Source organism: Uliginosibacterium flavum (genome assembly GCF_040566545.1).
Taxonomy (GTDB): Bacteria; Pseudomonadota; Gammaproteobacteria; order Burkholderiales; family Rhodocyclaceae; genus Uliginosibacterium; species Uliginosibacterium flavum.
In genome coordinates, this window is sequence record NZ_JBEWZI010000011.1 from 101,849 (window position 1) to 118,047 (window position 16,199).

General features: G+C 62.3%; 12 protein-coding genes. 7 read left to right on the forward strand and 5 right to left on the reverse strand.

Translation table 11 applies throughout. The annotated features are described in order from the left end of the window. Positions 1-80 precede the first annotated feature (80 nt). The 6 genes from ABXR19_RS11725 to ABXR19_RS11750 all read left to right on the forward strand — a co-directional run bounded on the left by ABXR19_RS11725 (position 81) and on the right by ABXR19_RS11750 (position 8,428). On the forward strand, positions 81-2,627 hold the full coding sequence (locus ABXR19_RS11725) for a TonB-dependent receptor (RefSeq protein WP_354601318.1): 2,547 nt from the start codon (positions 81-83) through the stop codon (positions 2,625-2,627). Positions 2,628-2,675: 48 nt separating this feature from the next. After that, positions 2,676-4,499 carry a phytase gene (locus ABXR19_RS11730; RefSeq protein WP_354601319.1) on the forward strand — a complete coding sequence of 608 codons (1,824 nt, stop codon included), beginning with the start codon at positions 2,676-2,678 and terminating at the stop codon, positions 4,497-4,499. Next, positions 4,496-5,161: an energy transducer TonB gene (locus ABXR19_RS11735; protein ID WP_354601320.1), complete on the forward strand. Its 666-nt coding sequence runs from the start codon at positions 4,496-4,498 to the stop codon at positions 5,159-5,161. Before ABXR19_RS11730 ends, ABXR19_RS11735 begins: the two co-directional genes overlap by 4 nt. A gap of 3 nt (positions 5,162-5,164) precedes the next feature. Then, entirely contained in the window at positions 5,165-5,818 is a 654-nt protein-coding gene (locus tag ABXR19_RS11740; protein ID WP_354601321.1) for a MotA/TolQ/ExbB proton channel family protein, read from the forward strand. 2 nt (positions 5,819-5,820) lie between these two features. After that, the gene (locus tag ABXR19_RS11745) at positions 5,821-6,234 is read left to right on the forward strand and encodes an ExbD/TolR family protein (RefSeq protein ID WP_354601322.1); all 414 of its coding nucleotides are present in this window, start codon (positions 5,821-5,823) and stop codon (positions 6,232-6,234) included. Positions 6,235-6,415: 181 nt separating this feature from the next. Further along, a complete protein-coding gene (locus tag ABXR19_RS11750; RefSeq protein ID WP_354601323.1) occupies positions 6,416-8,428 on the forward strand; it encodes a methyl-accepting chemotaxis protein in 2,013 nt (670 codons plus the stop codon). 312 nt (positions 8,429-8,740) lie between these two features. On the opposite strand, the gene phnN is transcribed toward ABXR19_RS11750, so the two are convergent. The 3 genes from phnN to ABXR19_RS11765 are packed head-to-tail and all read right to left on the reverse strand — an operon-like array spanning position 8,741 to position 11,155. Continuing rightward, complete coding sequence (phnN, locus tag ABXR19_RS11755) at positions 8,741-9,286, reverse strand: phosphonate metabolism protein/1,5-bisphosphokinase (PRPP-forming) PhnN (protein ID WP_354601324.1); 546 nt, start codon at positions 9,284-9,286, stop codon at positions 8,741-8,743. After that, positions 9,283-10,005 carry a DUF1045 domain-containing protein gene (locus ABXR19_RS11760; protein ID WP_354601325.1) on the reverse strand — a complete coding sequence of 241 codons (723 nt, stop codon included), beginning with the start codon at positions 10,003-10,005 and terminating at the stop codon, positions 9,283-9,285. Before ABXR19_RS11760 ends, phnN begins: the two co-directional genes overlap by 4 nt. Continuing rightward, entirely contained in the window at positions 9,998-11,155 is a 1,158-nt protein-coding gene (locus ABXR19_RS11765) for an alpha-D-ribose 1-methylphosphonate 5-triphosphate diphosphatase (RefSeq protein WP_354601326.1), read from the reverse strand. Before ABXR19_RS11765 ends, ABXR19_RS11760 begins: the two co-directional genes overlap by 8 nt. 793 nt (positions 11,156-11,948) lie before the next feature. Between ABXR19_RS11765 and ABXR19_RS11770 the strand changes: the two genes are divergently transcribed. Next, positions 11,949-13,109, forward strand: a complete 1,161-nt coding sequence (locus ABXR19_RS11770; protein WP_354601327.1) for a glycerophosphodiester phosphodiesterase — start codon at positions 11,949-11,951, stop codon at positions 13,107-13,109. Positions 13,110-14,246: 1,137 nt separating this feature from the next. Here ABXR19_RS11770 and ABXR19_RS11775 read toward each other — a convergent pair. Together ABXR19_RS11775 and phnF are read right to left on the reverse strand one after the other, a co-directional pair. Beyond that, positions 14,247-15,005, reverse strand: a complete 759-nt coding sequence (locus ABXR19_RS11775; protein ID WP_354601328.1) for a hypothetical protein — start codon at positions 15,003-15,005, stop codon at positions 14,247-14,249. Between the two features lie 420 nt (positions 15,006-15,425). Continuing rightward, complete coding sequence (gene phnF / locus ABXR19_RS11780) at positions 15,426-16,154, reverse strand: phosphonate metabolism transcriptional regulator PhnF (protein ID WP_354601329.1); 729 nt, start codon at positions 16,152-16,154, stop codon at positions 15,426-15,428. Positions 16,155-16,199: the final 45 nt, after the last annotated feature.

The window sequence follows — 16,199 nt, forward strand, 5'->3', positions numbered from 1 at the left end:
TAATCAGGTCTCCCTAGGCTGCGCATCTTTCGCAATCAAGGGTGGCCGCTCAGAGCCTCCCGCGTTCAGGGAGAAGCACCGTGTATCAGCAACAGAATACTTCGTCCGCAGCCACCGCTGCCGGGCTGCGCCGCAAGGCGATCTTCGTGGCCTTGAGCCTGGCGCTGGCCGGCCCGGCTTTGGCGCAGACGGCGACACCGGCTGGCGACAAGGCCAAGCCGGCGCCTGCCGCGACCAAGGAAAAAGTGCAGGTGATGAAAGAGGTGAAGGTGGTCGGTCAGGCCGCCAGCCTCGATAGCGCGCTGGACGTGCAGCAGATGGCGGACAACGTGGTGAGCGTGGTCCATGCCGACGCCATCGGCCAGCTGCCGGACAGCAATGCCGCCGAAGCGCTGCAGCGTGTGCCCGGGGTTTCGGTGGAACGCGATCAGGGCGAAGGCCGCTATGTGCGTATCCGTGGCCTGGGGCCGGATCTCAATTCCGTAACCATCAACGGCAGCCTGGTGCCTTCGCCCGAGAGCGGCCGCCGCGCCGTGGCGCTGGACGTGCTGCCGGCCGGTCTGATCCGTTCGCTTGAAGTGAGCAAAACGCTCACGCCCGATCAGGACGCCAATTCCATCGGTGGCACGGTGGACGTGAAAACCTTGTCCGCATTTGATCATCCGGGCCAGTTTGCATCGGTCGAAGCGGGCGCGAGCCACGACACCCTGGTCAGCAAGACCAGCCCCAATATGGGCGCAGCCTGGAGCAACCGTTTTCTGGGCGACAAGCTCGGCGTGGCCGCTGCACTGAGCGCCTCGCAGCGCAAGTTCGGCTCCACCAATACCGAGACTGGCGGTGCCTGGGACGGCGACAAGCTGGAAGAATTCCAGCGTCGTGACTACCAGATCACCCGTGAGCGCGTGGGCGGTGGCGTGAATTTCGATTTCCGCCCGGAGAAGGGCCAGCAGTACTACCTGCGCACCCTGCTGAGCCGCTACAAAGATGAGGAAGTGCGTCAGCGTCACAATATCGAGTTCGACGATGCGCAGGCCGAAGGCCAGCTGGGCGATGCCGAGTCCTCGCGCGAACTGAAGGCGCGCAAGGAGACGCAGGATATCCAGTCCATCGTGCTCGGTGGCGAGCGCACGCTGGGCCTGTGGGATCTGGCGCTGGTGGGTGGTTTCAGCCGGGCCAGCGAGAAGAGCCCACGCCATATCGCGGCGGCCAAGTTTGAATCGGGTGAGACCTATACCGCTGGTTTCAGCAATTCGCAGCGCCCCGAACTGCTGAGCAGCAGCGCCATCAACAATGCGGCTGACTACGAACTGGATTCGATCGAGCTTGAAGAACAGAACACCCGCGACACCGAGCGCAACCTGCGCTTCGACCTCAGCCGCAAATTCAAGGCCATGGGCGGCGACAACCAGGTCAAGTTCGGCGCCAAATCGAGCCGGCGCACCAAGACCAACGAACTCACCGTATGGGACGTGGATGGCGGCGATCTGGGCAACCCGAGCCTCAGCGGCCTGAGCAGCAATGTCGACTACGCCTGGGGCGACTATGGCCCCGGCATCAGTGATACGGGCGTCAAGGGCTTGCTGAACGGCGTGAACCTCGCGGACTACCTGGATGATGAACAATCCCGCGTGAATGATTTCACGATGCGCGAGAAGACCGATGCGGCCTATCTGCAGAACACCTACAGCATCGGCCTGTGGCGCATTCTCGGCGGCGTGCGTTATCAGGCCACGCGCTTCCAGGCCGAAGGCACCGGCGTGCGCGATGGCGATTTCGTCGCCACCCAGGCCCGTAGTGGCCATCGCGACTGGTTGCCCGCCCTGCATGTGCGTCGCGATCTGGACAATGACACCACGGTACGCGCAGCCTGGAGCAACTCGGTGGTGCGTCCCACCTTCGAGCAACTCGCCCCGGGTTTTGTGATCGACGGCGACGAGGCCGAGTTCGGCAATCCGGATCTGAAGCCGATGAAATCCGGCAACTTTGATCTGGGCATCGAGCGCCGTCTGGGCTATGCCGGGGTGGTCTCGGCCTACGCCTTCCACAAGCAGATCCGCAACTTTGTCTACAACACCGATCTGGCCGGCACGGGTGATTGGGCCAGCTTCGATGCGGCCCATACCTATGCCAACGGGGATCAGGCGCAAGTCACCGGTCTGGAGTTGGCATTTTCCCAGCCGCTGCGCTTCCTGCCGGCGCCCTGGAATGGCTTGCTGGTGGGCACGAACGCCACCTTCAGCCAGTCCTCGGCGCGCATCGCCGGTCAGTCGGGTGGCAGCGCCGCCGCGCGGGATATCCCGCTGCCCAGCCAGTCCAAGCGTGCGCTCAACTTCACCCTCGGCTATGACCAGGGGCCCTGGAACCTGCGCCTGGCAGCCAACCACAAATCGAAATACCTGCTCGAAGTGGTTGATATCGGCGATGCGGACAAGGACCAGTACGTCGACGCCCAGACGCATTACGACTTCTCGGCCCGCTACAGCGTGACCAAGCAAGTGCAGGTGGTGTTCGAGGCGCTCAACCTGAGCGACGAGAAGTACTACGTGTATGCCGGCAATGCCAGCCGCAATGCGCAGTACGAATCCTACGGCCGCACCTACAAGCTCGGTTTGAAGACCGTTTTTTAAATGTCATGAATCGCCCCGGCTCGGCCGGGGCGACAAGGATAAATACGCATGCACCGTTTCATTCTGATTTGTCTGGGCCTGTTTTGCGGGCTCGTTTCCAGCCTGGTGGCTGCGGCCAGCCTGCCCGATGCCGCGCGCAAGGCTGACGAGATCGCGCGCTTGCCCGATGGCGGCTGGCTGCTTGCCGGCAAGAAGGGGCTGAGTCTGCTCGACGCTGGCGGCAATCCCCAGGCCAGTCTGGCCGTGCGCGGCAAGCATCTGGAAACCCGGGCGCAGGCACAGGGCGCCTTGGCCGTGCTGCTCGATTCGGACAGCCAGCAGACCCTGCTGCTTGATGTACAGGGCGGCAAGCTCACCGAGCGCGGCCGCATTCCTTCCCCCGCCTGGTCGGTGGAAAGCCTGTGCCTGTTCCGCGATGTGCAACAGCTCGATCACCTTTACCTGCTGGGCAAGGATGGTCGCGCCCAGCAATGGCTGCTCAGCGGCGGCCCGGCGCGTCTGCTGCGCGAGCTGGCGCTGCCGCCACAGGCGGATTCCTGCAGTGCCGACGATGCCCGTCAGATCCTCTACGTGGCCGAGCAGGGCGCCGCACTATGGGCTTATGCCGCTGGCGGCGAGGGCGTGCCTGCGCGCAGCGTGATCGCTGCACCTAAGCCTTTGGGCAAGCTGCAGGCGGGTGCGGGTGCGGTCACCGTGCTGCCCGGCGGGCTGGCTTTGCTGGAGGCGGGCGGCGAACGTCTGCATCTGCTCACGCGCACGGCCCAGGGCTGGCGCATCCAGCACAGCCGGCGTGTGCCGGCGAGTGAAGCGATGGCGCTGATCGACGGCCAGTTGTGGCTGCGCGAAGAAGCCGCGGGCTGGCGCGCCCAGAACCTGCCGCTGCCGGGCGCACGCCGGGCAGTTGCCAACCTGCCCGTGATCGCGCCGCTGGTGCAGACCGATCCGGTGCAGCGCTTCGGCGATGCGGCCGACGATCCGGCAATCTGGATTCACCCGGGCGATCCGAAACTGTCGCGCGTGCTGGGCACCAACAAGAAACAGGGCCTCCTGAGCTACGACCTGCAGGGCCGCGAGACCCAGCTGCTCGAAGCCGGCCGGCTGAACAATGTGGACGTGCGCCAGCAGGTGCGCTTCGGTGCGCAGCAGCTCGACCTAGCGGTTGCCACCCAGCGAGATGAACTGGCCCTGGCCCTGTTCCAGATCGATGCCAACGGCCAGGTGCGTGATGCCGGGCGGATTGCGACCGGGCTGGAAAACATCTACGGCGTGTGTCTGTATCAGCCCACCGAGGGTGGCCTGGAAGCCTTCGTCAACGACAAGGACGGGCGCATCGCGCACTACCGCATCGACTTCGATGGCGAACGTTTCAGCGGCCGCAAATTGCGCGAGCTGCGCGTGGCGACCCAGCCCGAAGGCTGCGTGGTGGATGACCGTGCGGCACGCCTCTTCGTTGGCGAAGAAGATCGCGGCATCTGGGCCGTATCGGCGCGGGCCGACAGCAAGGATGCGCCGCAACTCGTCATGAGCGTAGGCCGTGAGCTGGTGGCCGATGTGGAAGGCCTGGCGATTTATCACGGCGCGTCCGCAAGCTATCTGATTGCCTCCAGCCAGGGCAATGACAGCTACGTGGTGGTCGATGCCGCGCCGCCTTATCGCTATCGCGGCGGCTTCCGGGTCGGCATCAATGCGCAGGCCGGCATCGATGGCGTGTCGGATACCGACGGGCTGGAAGTCAGCGCACGGAATTTCGGCGGCGCGTTCAGCGAAGGCATGCTGGTGCTGCAGGATGGCTACAAGCGTCTGCCGGATGCGGCGCAGAACTTCAAGTACGTGCCCTGGCGCGACATCGCACGGAGTCTGGACCTGAAGTGAGTCGAAGCAAACAAACCCTGCCGGGCAGGCGCTTGCAGTGGGCCGCCTGGCTTCTGGCGCTGGCGCTGCATGCATTGGTGCTGTTGCTGATCGGGCCGCTGCAGGCTCCGCGTCCTGCTGCGCCACCGCCCGTGATGATGGCCTTGTTGCCGACAGCGCCGCAGGTCGAGCTCGCTCCGCCTGTGGCGCCAGTGCAGCCCGCCCCTGCAAGCGCCCAGCCGGTGCCGCGTGCCACGCCCGCCGCCCCGGCTCCGGTGCTGGCCAGTACGGCAGCCCAGCCAAGCGCGGCGGCAGTTCAAGCAGCGCCCGCGCCGCCCGAGCCGGTCGCCAAAGCAGTCGCCCCCGCAGAAACGCCAGTGGCAAAGCCAGCTGCGCCGGCCTTGCGGCCGGCGGTGTATCGCGCGGCCTATCTCAATAATCCCGAGCCGGCTTATCCGCCCATGTCGCGCCGGGCCGGCGAGACCGGGCGGGTCATGCTTGAGGTGGCCATCAGCGCTGAAGGCCGCGCCCAGTCAGTCAAGCTGCATATCAGCAGCGGCTATCCGCGTCTGGACATGGCCGCCACCGAGGCCGTGCGCAACTGGCGCTTCGATCCGGCTCGCGAGGGCGAGCGGGCTGTCGCCAGCCTTGTCCAGATCCCCGTTGATTTCACATTGGAGTAAGTCATGCAACTCATCGAATTTTTCTTTGCCCACACCGACGCCCTGGGCGCCACCCTGTTCTGCCTGCTGGCGCTGATGTCCTTGTTGTCCTGGGGCTGCATCTTTTCCAAATCCTTCAGCATGTGGCAGCTCTTCCAGCGCGCGCGCGGCTTTCAACAAGCCTTCTGGGGCAGCGAGCGCGAGGCCGCAGTCGCCGCGTCTCACCCCTTTGCACGACTGGCACGCATTTCCTTGCAGGTGCACGAAGAAGTCGCCCGTAGCGGCAGCGGCAAAGAGGAAGACCTGCTCCTGCGCTGCATGAACCGCGTGGTCGGCGAAGAGGGCGCCAAGCTCGACAACGGGCAGACCCTGCTCGCTACAGTCGCCGCTGTGGCACCCTTCATCGGCCTGTTCGGCACGGTGTGGGGCGTGCATAACGCGTTGGCCGCGATTGGCTCATCTGGCGCCGCCTCGCTGGAACAGATCGCCGGCCCGGTCGGCGAAGCGCTGATCATGACCGCGCTGGGCCTCGCGGTGGCAATCCCGGCGCTGCTGGCCTACAACGCCTTCTCGCGCAATAGCCAGCACCTGCTGGCCGAGCTCGATGCACTGGCGCACGATCTGCATCACTACCTGATCACCGGCCAGCCCCTGCCGGCCTGTGTGCGGGAGGGCTGAGCATGGCCTTCCTCACTCCCGGTGCCGCCGGGCGCGGCGTGCCGCGCGCCGAGATCAACATGATTCCGCTGATCGACGTGATGCTGGTGCTGCTGGTGATCTTCATGATCACCGCACCGCTGCTCACGCACGCCGTCAAACTCGACCTGCCACGTGCCAGCTCCAGCCATCAGCCGCCTGCCGACAAAGTAGACATTTCCATCGACGCAGCCGGGCAGCTCTACTGGAACACACAGCCGCTTCTGGCTGACGAGCTGGCCGCACGCCTGGCTGCGCTGGGCCGCGAGAAGCCGCTCACCGAGGTTCATCTGCATGCCGACAAGGCCGCGCGTTACGAGCCGCTGGCGAAAATCATGAGCCAGGCCGCGCAGGCGGGGCTGAGCAAGATCGGTTTCGTGACCCGGCCTGAATCCTGATGGCATTTCTGCAGCACGCTTGATGCACGCTGAAATAGCGTAGACCACGTGCCGAAAAATGCGTGTAAGGGGCTTGCTGTCACGAATATTTAATCTGTTTCAGCCCTTCAGAGGCCAGCCCGGAGGTCGTTGCTGTGAAGCGCTCGACCCTTCCATCCAAGAACATCATTCCGGGGCTTTTATGGCTTTCTCTGCAGTATTCCAACCCGCGCGCTTTCTGTCTGAGCGCCTGCGCTTTGCGCACAAGTTCATCCTGCTCGGCGCCTTGCTGGCCTTGGCTTCCCTGCCGGCGATCATTGAGCTGGCCAGACAGGAATGGCAAAGCCTCGCTGCGGTGGCCGAAGCTCGGCAGAGCCTGACGCTGAGTCGCAGCATGAACGAGGCCCAGCGCTTGCGCCGCGAGATCATTGCTCATGATGTTGGCGGCATGAGTCAGCCGGACCCGGCGCAACGCAATCAGCTGGCTGACAGCCTGCAGGCGCGTCTGCAACAGATACTGGCGGATCCGCTGGTGCAGGCCAGCGACTCTGTGCGTCCGCTGGCGGAAGTGGCGCTGGCGCGCTGGCAGGAGATCGGGCCGCAGGCTGCGGATACGCGGCCCTTGAAGGCCTGGAAGATCCACCAGGGGTTTCGCAGCGAGGAGCAGCAGTTGAGCGAAGGCGTGCAGGCGCTCGCCACGCGGCTGCATGATTTCGATCTGAGCGCCGGGCTGGTGCAGCACAGCCTGCCGCAACTGGATCTTCAGCTGGCAGAAGCGCGCGCCGTGGGCGTCAGCGCAATGCGTAGCGCCACCCTGGTGGAGCGTGATCGCCAGCAACTGCTGGCCGCCACCATCCTGATCGAGCGTGGCCTGGCCGAGGCCGATGCGCGCATCCGCTTCCTTGTCGCGCTGCATGGCACGCGCGCCGATGCCTTGCTGGAAGCGCAGAACCACTTGTTCAACCAGGCGACCGCGGCGATTGAAGCCCTGCGTCTGGGGCCCTTGCAGGAAAACTTCGCGGTGCCCGCCAGTGGCATCGAGACCACTGTCGCCGAGGCGCGCGCGGCCGTGGCGGCCGTCTCGGGCCTGGCTTCAGCCCTGCTGGAATCGAGCATCGACAAGCGTCAGGCTGCACTGGAGCGCCAGATCCTGCTGCAAAGCCTGTTTGCGCTGACCCTGGTCGCGCTGCTGCTGTATCTCTTCCTTGGCATGCAGAGCGATATCCGGCAGAGCGTTAAGGCACTGTGCGCAGCGACCGAACGCATGGCGAATGGAGACTTTTCCGGCGCGATCATGGTGAAGAGTCGCGATGAGCTCGGTGCCGTTGCGTGCTCCCTCAACGCGGCACAGACCAGCATGCGCGAGCTGCTCGCAGCGGTCGCTCAGGGGGCGCGCCAGGTGCGCGTGGCGGCTGATCGGGTGTCGACGTCCACCCAGGCGCTGGCGGAGGCCTCAGGACGCACCGAAGTCATCGCGGCCGCAGTCACTGTGCATGTGGCCGGGCTGGAAGGGAATATCGGCAATCTCGACGAATCGGCCCAGGCCACCCGGGCCGCCGCCAGTCGCACCAGCGAGCAGACCCGCCTGGGCGGCGAGGCGGTGTTCGGTGTGGTCACCACCATGCAGCGCACCGCTGCTTCCTTTGACGAGGCCGCACGCGATGTAGAAGCCCTGGCAGAGCGGGCCGACGAGATCCGTTCGATCACCGGCCTGATCGAGCAACTGGCCCGGCAGACCAATCTGCTGGCCTTGAATGCCGCCATCGAAGCGGCACGCGCCGGTGAGCATGGCCGGGGCTTCGCAGTGGTGGCGGACGAGGTGCGCACCCTCGCCGAGCGCAGCTCCAGCGCGGCACATGAAATCAACAATACGATTGCCGGGATTGCCGATGCCATCGTCGCGAGTGTGCTCAGCATCCGCAGCGAGACGGACAAGCTACTGTCCGGCATGCAGGAACTGGACGGTTTGCAGGACGCGATCCAGACCATTCACGGCGAGGCCGAGCATGCCGATCAGGCCGCCAACGTCGTGCGCAGTGCGGTCAGCGCACAGCAGCAACTCACCGGAGACATCGCGACGAGCATGCGTCAGATTGTTCAGGATGCGCATGCCAACGCACAGGCCACGCGGGCCAGCGAAGCCGAAAGTCGCCAGTTGCTGGTGCTGGCCGATCAGCTGCAGGCCTGGATTGATCGTTTCCAGACGGCGCCCTGAGCGGAGGGCTCGCGCTCCTTTCGAAAGGCATGAGGACTTACAAACTACAACCAAAGACCGGCGAAAATCCCCTCAAGCCCGAAGACAGTCCACTTAAGAACAAACAAGCACTCCCACGTCGTTCCCGCGAAGGCGGGAACCCAGTGACTTCGCGAACGCCACAGGATTCCCGCTCGGGCAAAGCCCGGCCTGTCCTGAGCTTGTCGAAGGGCGGGAACGACGGAATTTTGATGTCAAAAGCTTGAATAAACGGGACTACCCTCAAGCCCAAGGTTTTCACCCATGGCCGCGCACCTTGCATGCGCTTCAGGATCAGATCTCCCGCGCAAAGCGCAGCAAGGCCTGCGCGGCGTCTTCCAGCGGGCCTTCATTGGCAATTTGCAGATCGACCGGGCAGGGAGCCAGTTGGCGATTGCGCGCCAGGCGGGCTTCCACCGCGCTCGCATCTTCGCGCCCGCGCGCCAGCAGGCGTGATCGCAGCACCGCTTCATCCGCCACGATCTCGACCACTCGGGCCGCCGGGTAGCGTTCGCGCAGCACGACGGCATGCGCTCTTGATCCATTGATCAGCACCTGCATGCCGCGGGCGAGCCACAGTTCGATCTCGCGGCCGATGCCGTAATGCAGGCCGTGGCTTTCCCAGTCCAGCGCAAAGCAACCGGCCGCGCGCCGCAGCAGGAATTCAGGCTGACTCAGGGCGACATGATTCTCGCCGCCTGCGTGTGCGGCGCGAGTGATGTAGCGGTGCGCCACGGCGACCCGGTCCTCTAGCTGCAGCAGCTCTCGTAATTGCGCCAGCACACTGTCCTTGCCAACACCCGAGGCGCCAACCACATAGACCAGGCCCGCGCCACTCATGCCGGCCAGCCCGGGTAACGGCGCACGCTGCCATCAAAGCCATAGCGCGCAATCGCGCGGAAATCCGCGCCCGGCGCGGGCTCCATCAGCATCACCAGCGAATCGAAGCGCAGCGGCCCGATGGCCAGCCCGGCGCCGCCCGCCTTGAGCATCGCCAGCATCTGGCGCGCCTCCTCGCCTTGCAGTGATTCGCTCAGGGTCAGGTGGAAACGGAATTCATCCAGCACATACGGATAGCCCCAGCGCTGCAGCATCAATTCCTGCTGCTCGCTCAGGCCTGCCGCGCGGCGCCTTACCAGCTCGGTTTCCCCTGCTGGCGCGCGGAATTCGTCCAGCTCCGTCACACAGGCCGCGGCCACCGCAGAGATCCTTGCCGCTTCGGTGAGTGGGCGCCAGGCCAGAAATTTTGACAGCTGTGCAATCTCCACCTCGAAGGAGAACGCTTCCTGGCGCGCGGCCAGCGCGGCCACCGCCTGATCGAATTCGGCCAGCGTGCGCCCTGCGCGCAGGCTGATCGGCGGCTTCAGCGTGCCGTGCAAACCATAGCGCCGGGGCGATGCGGTCAGCTCGGCCAGACGCGCCGGGCTGATGGCGCCGAAGGCCGGCTGCTCGAAGAGCTCACCTGAAAACGCATCCCGCCCCAGCCAGCGCGCGCTGGCCTGCGCCAGTGCGCAGTCTTCCGGTGGCGCGTAATGCACCGCATATCGGGGCTCAGCCATGCAGACGTTCTCCTTCAGCCAGATAAACAATGCGCCCGCCGCTCAAGGTGGCGACCAGACGCGGCGCGCGCAGATCCTGCACATCCAGCACGATCAGGTCAGCGCGTTTGCCGACGGCAATTTCACCGCGATCCTCAAAGCCCAGAGCCGCTGCCGGGTTCTTCGACACCAGCGCCCAGGCCGCTTCCAGCGGCAACAGTTCATCAGCCGCCAACAAGCAGGCGGCATGCAGCGGCGCCGGATAGTAATAGTCTGAGGCCAGAATGCTGCACAAGCCGTCACGCGCCAGATCCGCCGCGCGTGGAGCCCCCACATGGCTGCCACCGCGCAACACGTTCGGCGCGCCGCAGACCACCGGCGAGCCCTGCGCGCGGGCATGTTCGGCCACGCTCAGGGTCAGCGGAAATTCCGAAATCCGGCACGCCAGACTCTGAAAACTTCCCCGCACGCTGATGCTTTGATCATCGTGCGAGGCCATCGGCACACCATGCAGACGGGCATGCGCCGCGAGACGCCCGACCAGACCCGGCACCTCCGCGCCCCGTGCCTCAGCGGCCTCCAGACGTTGCTCAAAACCGACCAGATCCGTCTCGGCGCGATCCGCCCATTCCTGCCACTTCTGCGGCTTGCGCCGCATGCCCGGCAGATGATCATTGAAAGCCAGCAGACTCACCCGCCCCGAACTCAGCCAGCCCAGCGCCTCCGCCTCGCCCGCCAGGTGATGCCCCTCGTAGCGCAGATGCACCTTGTGCTCCACCAGAAAACGCGGCGCCAGCCGGTCCAGCGCTGCGAACAGCACCCGCGCCGTCGCCTCGCCCCGCAGCCCGCCTTCCCAGGAATGCGTCACGCCATGCAAGGCCGTCGTGATGCCATTCGCGGCCAGCTGGCGATCTGTCTCCAGCATCGCCACATCCAGCGGAAAACTCACCTTCGGGCGCGGCATGATCTGGCGCTCGAACGCATCGCCATGAAAATCCACAATGCCCGGCAGCACCACACAGCCGCGCGCATCCAGACGCTGCCCCGTCGTGGGCGCACCGCCAATCAGGCCGTCTGCAAGATGCACCGCCTCCTCAGACCAGCCAGTAGAACTCAACACCTTACCGCCCACGATCCGGCCCAGTGAGCGCAGTGTCTCGATGGTTTGCATGTTCCTTGCCCCGTCCTGGAAACCCCCAGAATACACAGCGCTCTTTACAGATTCGTGTAGACGAATAAATGAGCTGGAAGCCTGCGCCAGGCTTCAGAGCCGCAATCGCGCCGGGCCCGGGATGGCATCACACGCGCTTGCCGAAGGCTGAAGGCCGACCGCACCAATGCAAAACGGGTCAGCGGGTATTTTCAGAAATAGGCTGTGCGCAGTGCCCGGGCAAGCTGCTCATGAGCGGCGTGGCAACACCGGGCGGCACGTGGTTGAGGGGATTTTTGAGGCATGCCCGAAGAGCCGCACTGCGCCTGCCTGTGCGGACAGTCATGCCGAAGAAGTCCGGCGGGTGCGGGTCTTCAGGTGGGTGTTTTGATTGCGTGTTTCGGCCAAAAAAAAGACCTTCGTAGGGTGCGAAAGCCGAAGGCTTGCGCACCATCGGTCCCACAAATAGCGCCAAGCATGAGTGATGACCTTGAACCGCGTGCGCAGGGAAAAGAACCTGCGCACTCTGCAAGGCTGGGATGCCAGTCGGACTTTGCAATCCCATTGAACTAGCTGCAACCCTGTGGGCGCTTGATGAGCTCTTTGACGCCCAAGGTCTGACTCAGTTTGAACAGATGGATCTGCTTTGATTTGTCATTATCTTGTCACTCGATTGACATGGTCGAGAAGGATGATTGTTGAATGGTTCGAATGGCCATTTCCCTCTTCAGGAGAACGTTCAATGTTTGCTTCAAATTCAGCCCGCCCGGCACCTGTCTGGCGCTTGCTAACCATCTCGGCAATAAGCCTTGGCATGATCGGATATCTTGCCGCCTGCGGTGGTGGTGGTGATAGTTCTGCGCCGGAAACCAACGCCGCGAGCTCTTCAGGTTCCAGCGTAGTCACCTGGAAGACACTGGACGGCAAGGCTCCGTTGGTAATCGGCCATCGTGGCGCCTCGGGTACGCTGCCTGAACATACGCTGGCATCCTACAAACTCGCTATCGAGCAAGGTGCGGACTATATCGAGCCCGACCTGACACTCACCAAGGATGGTGAGATGATCGCCCGCCATGAGCCGATGCTCGACGGCACTACCGACGTTGCCGTCAAATTTGACAGCTCTCGAAAGAGCACCAGAAATGTCGATGGCGTTTCGACGACCGCCTATTTTGCCAGCGACTTCACCCTGGCCGAAATCAAGACACTGCGTGCCCTGCAGTCGAATGCCAGCCGACCGCAAGGATCGAATGGCTTGTACGAAATTCCGACGCTGGCCGAGGTGATCGCAATGGTCAAGACAGAGGCGGCCAAGGCTGGCCGATCCGTCGGTATCTACCCGGAGATCAAGCACTCAACGTTCCACGAAGGCCTGTTCGGCGCCAAGGTGTTTGAAGACAAACTGGTGACGATGCTGCATCTAGCCTATGGCAACACAGCCAGTGCGCCAGTGTTCATCCAGTCTTTCGAGGTGTCGAACCTGCAATACCTGAACACCAAGACCGACATTCGCCTGGTGCAACTGATCGATGCCGATGACGTCAATGCCGACGGATCGATGTCGTTGGTAGCGCCGTACCGCCAGCCCTACGACTTTGTTGTAAAGAGCGATGCGCGCTTGTTCTCTGACCTGCTGACCGAGACCGGCCTCACCTTCGTCAAGACCTACGCCGACGCGATCGGGCCTTGGAAGCCATATTTGTTGAAGACCGTGGCGGATGGTGTCGAGCGTACTGGCGACACAACAATCACCATCAACGACCGCCGAGTCGATGGATCCACCGGGGTGATCGAACGCGCCCATGCCAAGGGTTTGTTGGTGCACACCTGGACTTTCCGCAACGATGCCAGCGGTTATGGCTTCAAGGACCCAACGGTAGAAATGCAGGCTTACTTCAAGCTGGGCATTGACGGTGTATTCACCGACTTCCCTGCTACCGGCGTAGCCGCGCGAAAAGACATGCCTGCCAACTAAGGACATGCGGGGTCGCGTGACTCGCGATCCCGCAGCGGTTTCACTGTTCCCACGCGGAGGCGTGGGAATGCAGGTAGAGAAGGCGGCAGGGTATTGAATTCAAGTATTGTCGCAATCCACAGAACTTGATCACGGCGCTGTTGCCATGATGTCCGCGTGCTGGCTGAAAGCGGTTGTTCGTAGGGTGCAATAACCGAAGGGCACTGCACCGGGAGCTTGCGACAAAAGAACTCGCCTACAGGTGATTGCGCCAACATCCGGTGCAATGCGCTAACGCTTATTGCACCCTACGTGCTGCGCCAGACTTCCGAAGCGCAATCGCGCCGGGCCCGGGGATGGCATTACTGGGGTTTGCCGAAGGCAGAAGGCCGACCGCACCAATGCAAAACGGGTCAGCGGGTATTTTCAGAAATGGGCCGTGAGTAGCGCCAGGGCAAGCTGCTCGTGGGTGGCGTGGCAGCACCTCGCGGCACATGGCTGAGGGATTTTTGAGGCATGCCCGAAGAGCCGCACTGCGCCTGTCAGTGCGGGCAGCCATGCTGGAGAAGTCCGCCTGATGCGGCTCTTCAGATGGGTGCTTTGAGTGTGTGTTTCGAGCCGCTGAGGACGGTCGGGCTTTTGGAAAGCGGACGTTTTAATGTTTGACGTGATGGGCCGCCGTAGCGGCGAAGCCGCGAAGGGAACCCACAAGCGCAGCTTGTCGGTGGTCCCTCTCGACGCGCGACACATAGCTAAAGCGTGCAATACGCCGATGCAACAGATGATTGTTCAGTGGTACACACCATTTTTCCAGGAGTGGAAATTTTATCGCAGAGCATTTCTGACCACTCTTTGTGGAATTGGCATGAGTCGAGATCTTTAAATCTAGCCGAGACAAAACATGACTTTTCGCCGGGCGAACAAGTAACGTACTTGACGGGAGTTTCCCCGGAAGCATTTTTAACGCCATCAACGGTGCCGTCAACACACCCGGCGACGGCGACGGCCAACACAAGACCAAGAGCGGGTAGTGGCGGTTTCATAAGCACTTATCGTAAAGTGACTCGTTGCGGACGGTTGGGAACCCACAAGCGCAGCTTGTGGGCGGTTCCTCTCGACGGAATTCGTTAGGCACTTTTTGGGGGCGATCACGCAAAATTAGAAGCATGCGGATGGATCCTTTGAGCGTGTTGAGAAGTGCGCCATAGCAGCATCAACAAATTTTCGATGGCGAGCACTCACTTTGGTCGATACCGTGTCTGTCCCAGGAATTTTCTCGATTGTTTCAAGCTCTTTGGCGTAGTTATGAAAGATGATCTCAGTAAGCTGGAGACAAACAAAGCTGGTGAGCAATGCGACGTAGACCTCTCCTTTTCTTACGTCCTCTTTGTCTGGAGGCAGATAGCCAAAAAACTGAAATTTAGCCTCGCCCTGCGAGACAAACATAGGTGGAGAACTGTTGATCGGTGATGTATGAACATACATTTCAGATAAGAAGCCATACATCTTCCCAACAGGTTCGATCTCTTTCTTCAGGTTTGAAATGCTATCAGTCGAAGAAAATTTCTTTCCGGCTTGCCATACTGCAAATCGTTTAGGGTTGTTAACAATATCCCAAGCAGTTGCAAACCCTTCGAGTGCACTCCTGAAGAGAATCTGGGGCTCCCAAAAATATCCCGTAAGGGCAAGCTCAAAGCCTGCCATGAGTGTATTGGCTCCTTTGGTCATAAGACCAAAGGCGACATGCTTTGGATCAGCATCAATCTCAGGATGTACGGAGTGATAGATCTGCAGTGTTTCAACGATCTTGCTAACAATGGTTGAGAACTCATGCACTTCAGCCGAGAAATGGATTGCGGCTCGCCCTTTGCTGTCTGTCGAGAGTGTATGCAAATAGTTTTGGACAGAAGCGAACATGTTTTGAGAATGAACTCGAATGTCTAACGAGGATGTAGAAAAATCTACAGAAGTCCGCATTCTGCGGTGAACGATTTGTCATCGCAAGACTTCAACACACATTGACTCTGGAGACTTTCGGATGGCGCGCTACAAACACATCGACACAAGCCCGCGTTTTCTGGCGGTTGATCTTCACAAGCAGTTGCTGCTTGGAGTAGCGGGATCTTTATTTAAAGCATTTCGCGCCAGAATCACCCCATCCGGCGCAATTCGCTTCGCTCATTGTTCCCTGCGGCGCCCTTGAATGCCCGCTTTCGGCATACGGCTCGAACGTCCATTCATGACTGATTGCTGATAGCCATCTCACCCAGCACGTTGGCATGATAACAGTACCACCACGCCTCCCGGCACCTGCAAGCGCACTTTGCGGGGCCGGATTTATTGCCCCGGATCAAACACCAGCTGCACCCAGTCGCCGGAAAAACTGGCTTCTGAATATTGCAGCGGCGCGCCTGCGGCATCCAGATTGATGGACTCGACCTGCAACACCGGCCGGGTGCGCGGCTGGGAGAGCAGGCGGGCGGTTTCGTTGTCCGGCAGGCGGGCGGTGACTTTGGTTGCGCCGCGCGTGTAGTCATCCACGCCGAATTCGGCCAGCGCCCGGGTGATGGAGCCCAGCTCGCGCACCCGTTCGCCAATGCCGGCAAAACGGGCCGCCGGGAAATGACTGGTGGAAATATTGATCGGCCGGCCTTCGGCACGACCCACGGTCACGATCTGTACCACCTTGGCGCCGCGCCGCAGCCCCAGGGCCTTGGCGACTTCCGGGGTGGCGGGCAGTTCGGCGGCGCGCAGCAATTCCATGCTGGAAGCCAGGCCGACGTTTTCCAGATTCTGCGAAAAGCGTGTGCGCTTGCCGATGGTGTAGTCGATGGCGTAATCCTGCACGAAGGTGCCGCGCCCTTGCTCCACGCGGATCAGGCCGCCGCGCTCCAGCACGCCGAGCGCTCGGCGCACGGTGTGGCGATTTACGCCGAATCGCTCGGCCAGCTCGCTTTCATTGGGCAGGCGCTCGCCCGCGGCGAACACCTGCTGGCGGATGTCTTCGGTCAATGCGCTTTCAATCTGGCGCCACACGGCGACGCCACTTCCTCGTTCCAGACTCATCTTGGCTCCCAGTTGTGCGACAAGAATAGCCGGGCTTCACGAAAC

Excerpts from the sequence above, each read along its gene's own strand:
- ABXR19_RS11730 (WP_354601319.1), top strand. The coding sequence starts at position 2,676 with ATGCACCGTTTCATTCTGATTTGTCTGGGCCTGTTTTGCGGGCTCGTT.
- ABXR19_RS11740 (WP_354601321.1), top strand. The coding sequence starts at position 5,165 with ATGCAACTCATCGAATTTTTCTTTGCCCACACCGACGCCCTGGGCGCC.
- ABXR19_RS11745 (WP_354601322.1), top strand. The coding sequence starts at position 5,821 with ATGGCCTTCCTCACTCCCGGTGCCGCCGGGCGCGGCGTGCCGCGCGCC.
- ABXR19_RS11750 (WP_354601323.1), top strand. The coding sequence starts at position 6,416 with ATGGCTTTCTCTGCAGTATTCCAACCCGCGCGCTTTCTGTCTGAGCGC.
- phnN (WP_354601324.1), bottom strand. The coding sequence starts at position 9,286 with ATGAGTGGCGCGGGCCTGGTCTATGTGGTTGGCGCCTCGGGTGTTGGC.
- ABXR19_RS11760 (WP_354601325.1), bottom strand. The coding sequence starts at position 10,005 with ATGGCTGAGCCCCGATATGCGGTGCATTACGCGCCACCGGAAGACTGC.
- ABXR19_RS11765 (WP_354601326.1), bottom strand. The coding sequence starts at position 11,155 with ATGCAAACCATCGAGACACTGCGCTCACTGGGCCGGATCGTGGGCGGT.
- ABXR19_RS11770 (WP_354601327.1), top strand. The coding sequence starts at position 11,949 with ATGATCGGATATCTTGCCGCCTGCGGTGGTGGTGGTGATAGTTCTGCG.
- ABXR19_RS11775 (WP_354601328.1), bottom strand. The coding sequence starts at position 15,005 with ATGTTCGCTTCTGTCCAAAACTATTTGCATACACTCTCGACAGACAGC.
- phnF (WP_354601329.1), bottom strand. The coding sequence starts at position 16,154 with ATGAGTCTGGAACGAGGAAGTGGCGTCGCCGTGTGGCGCCAGATTGAA.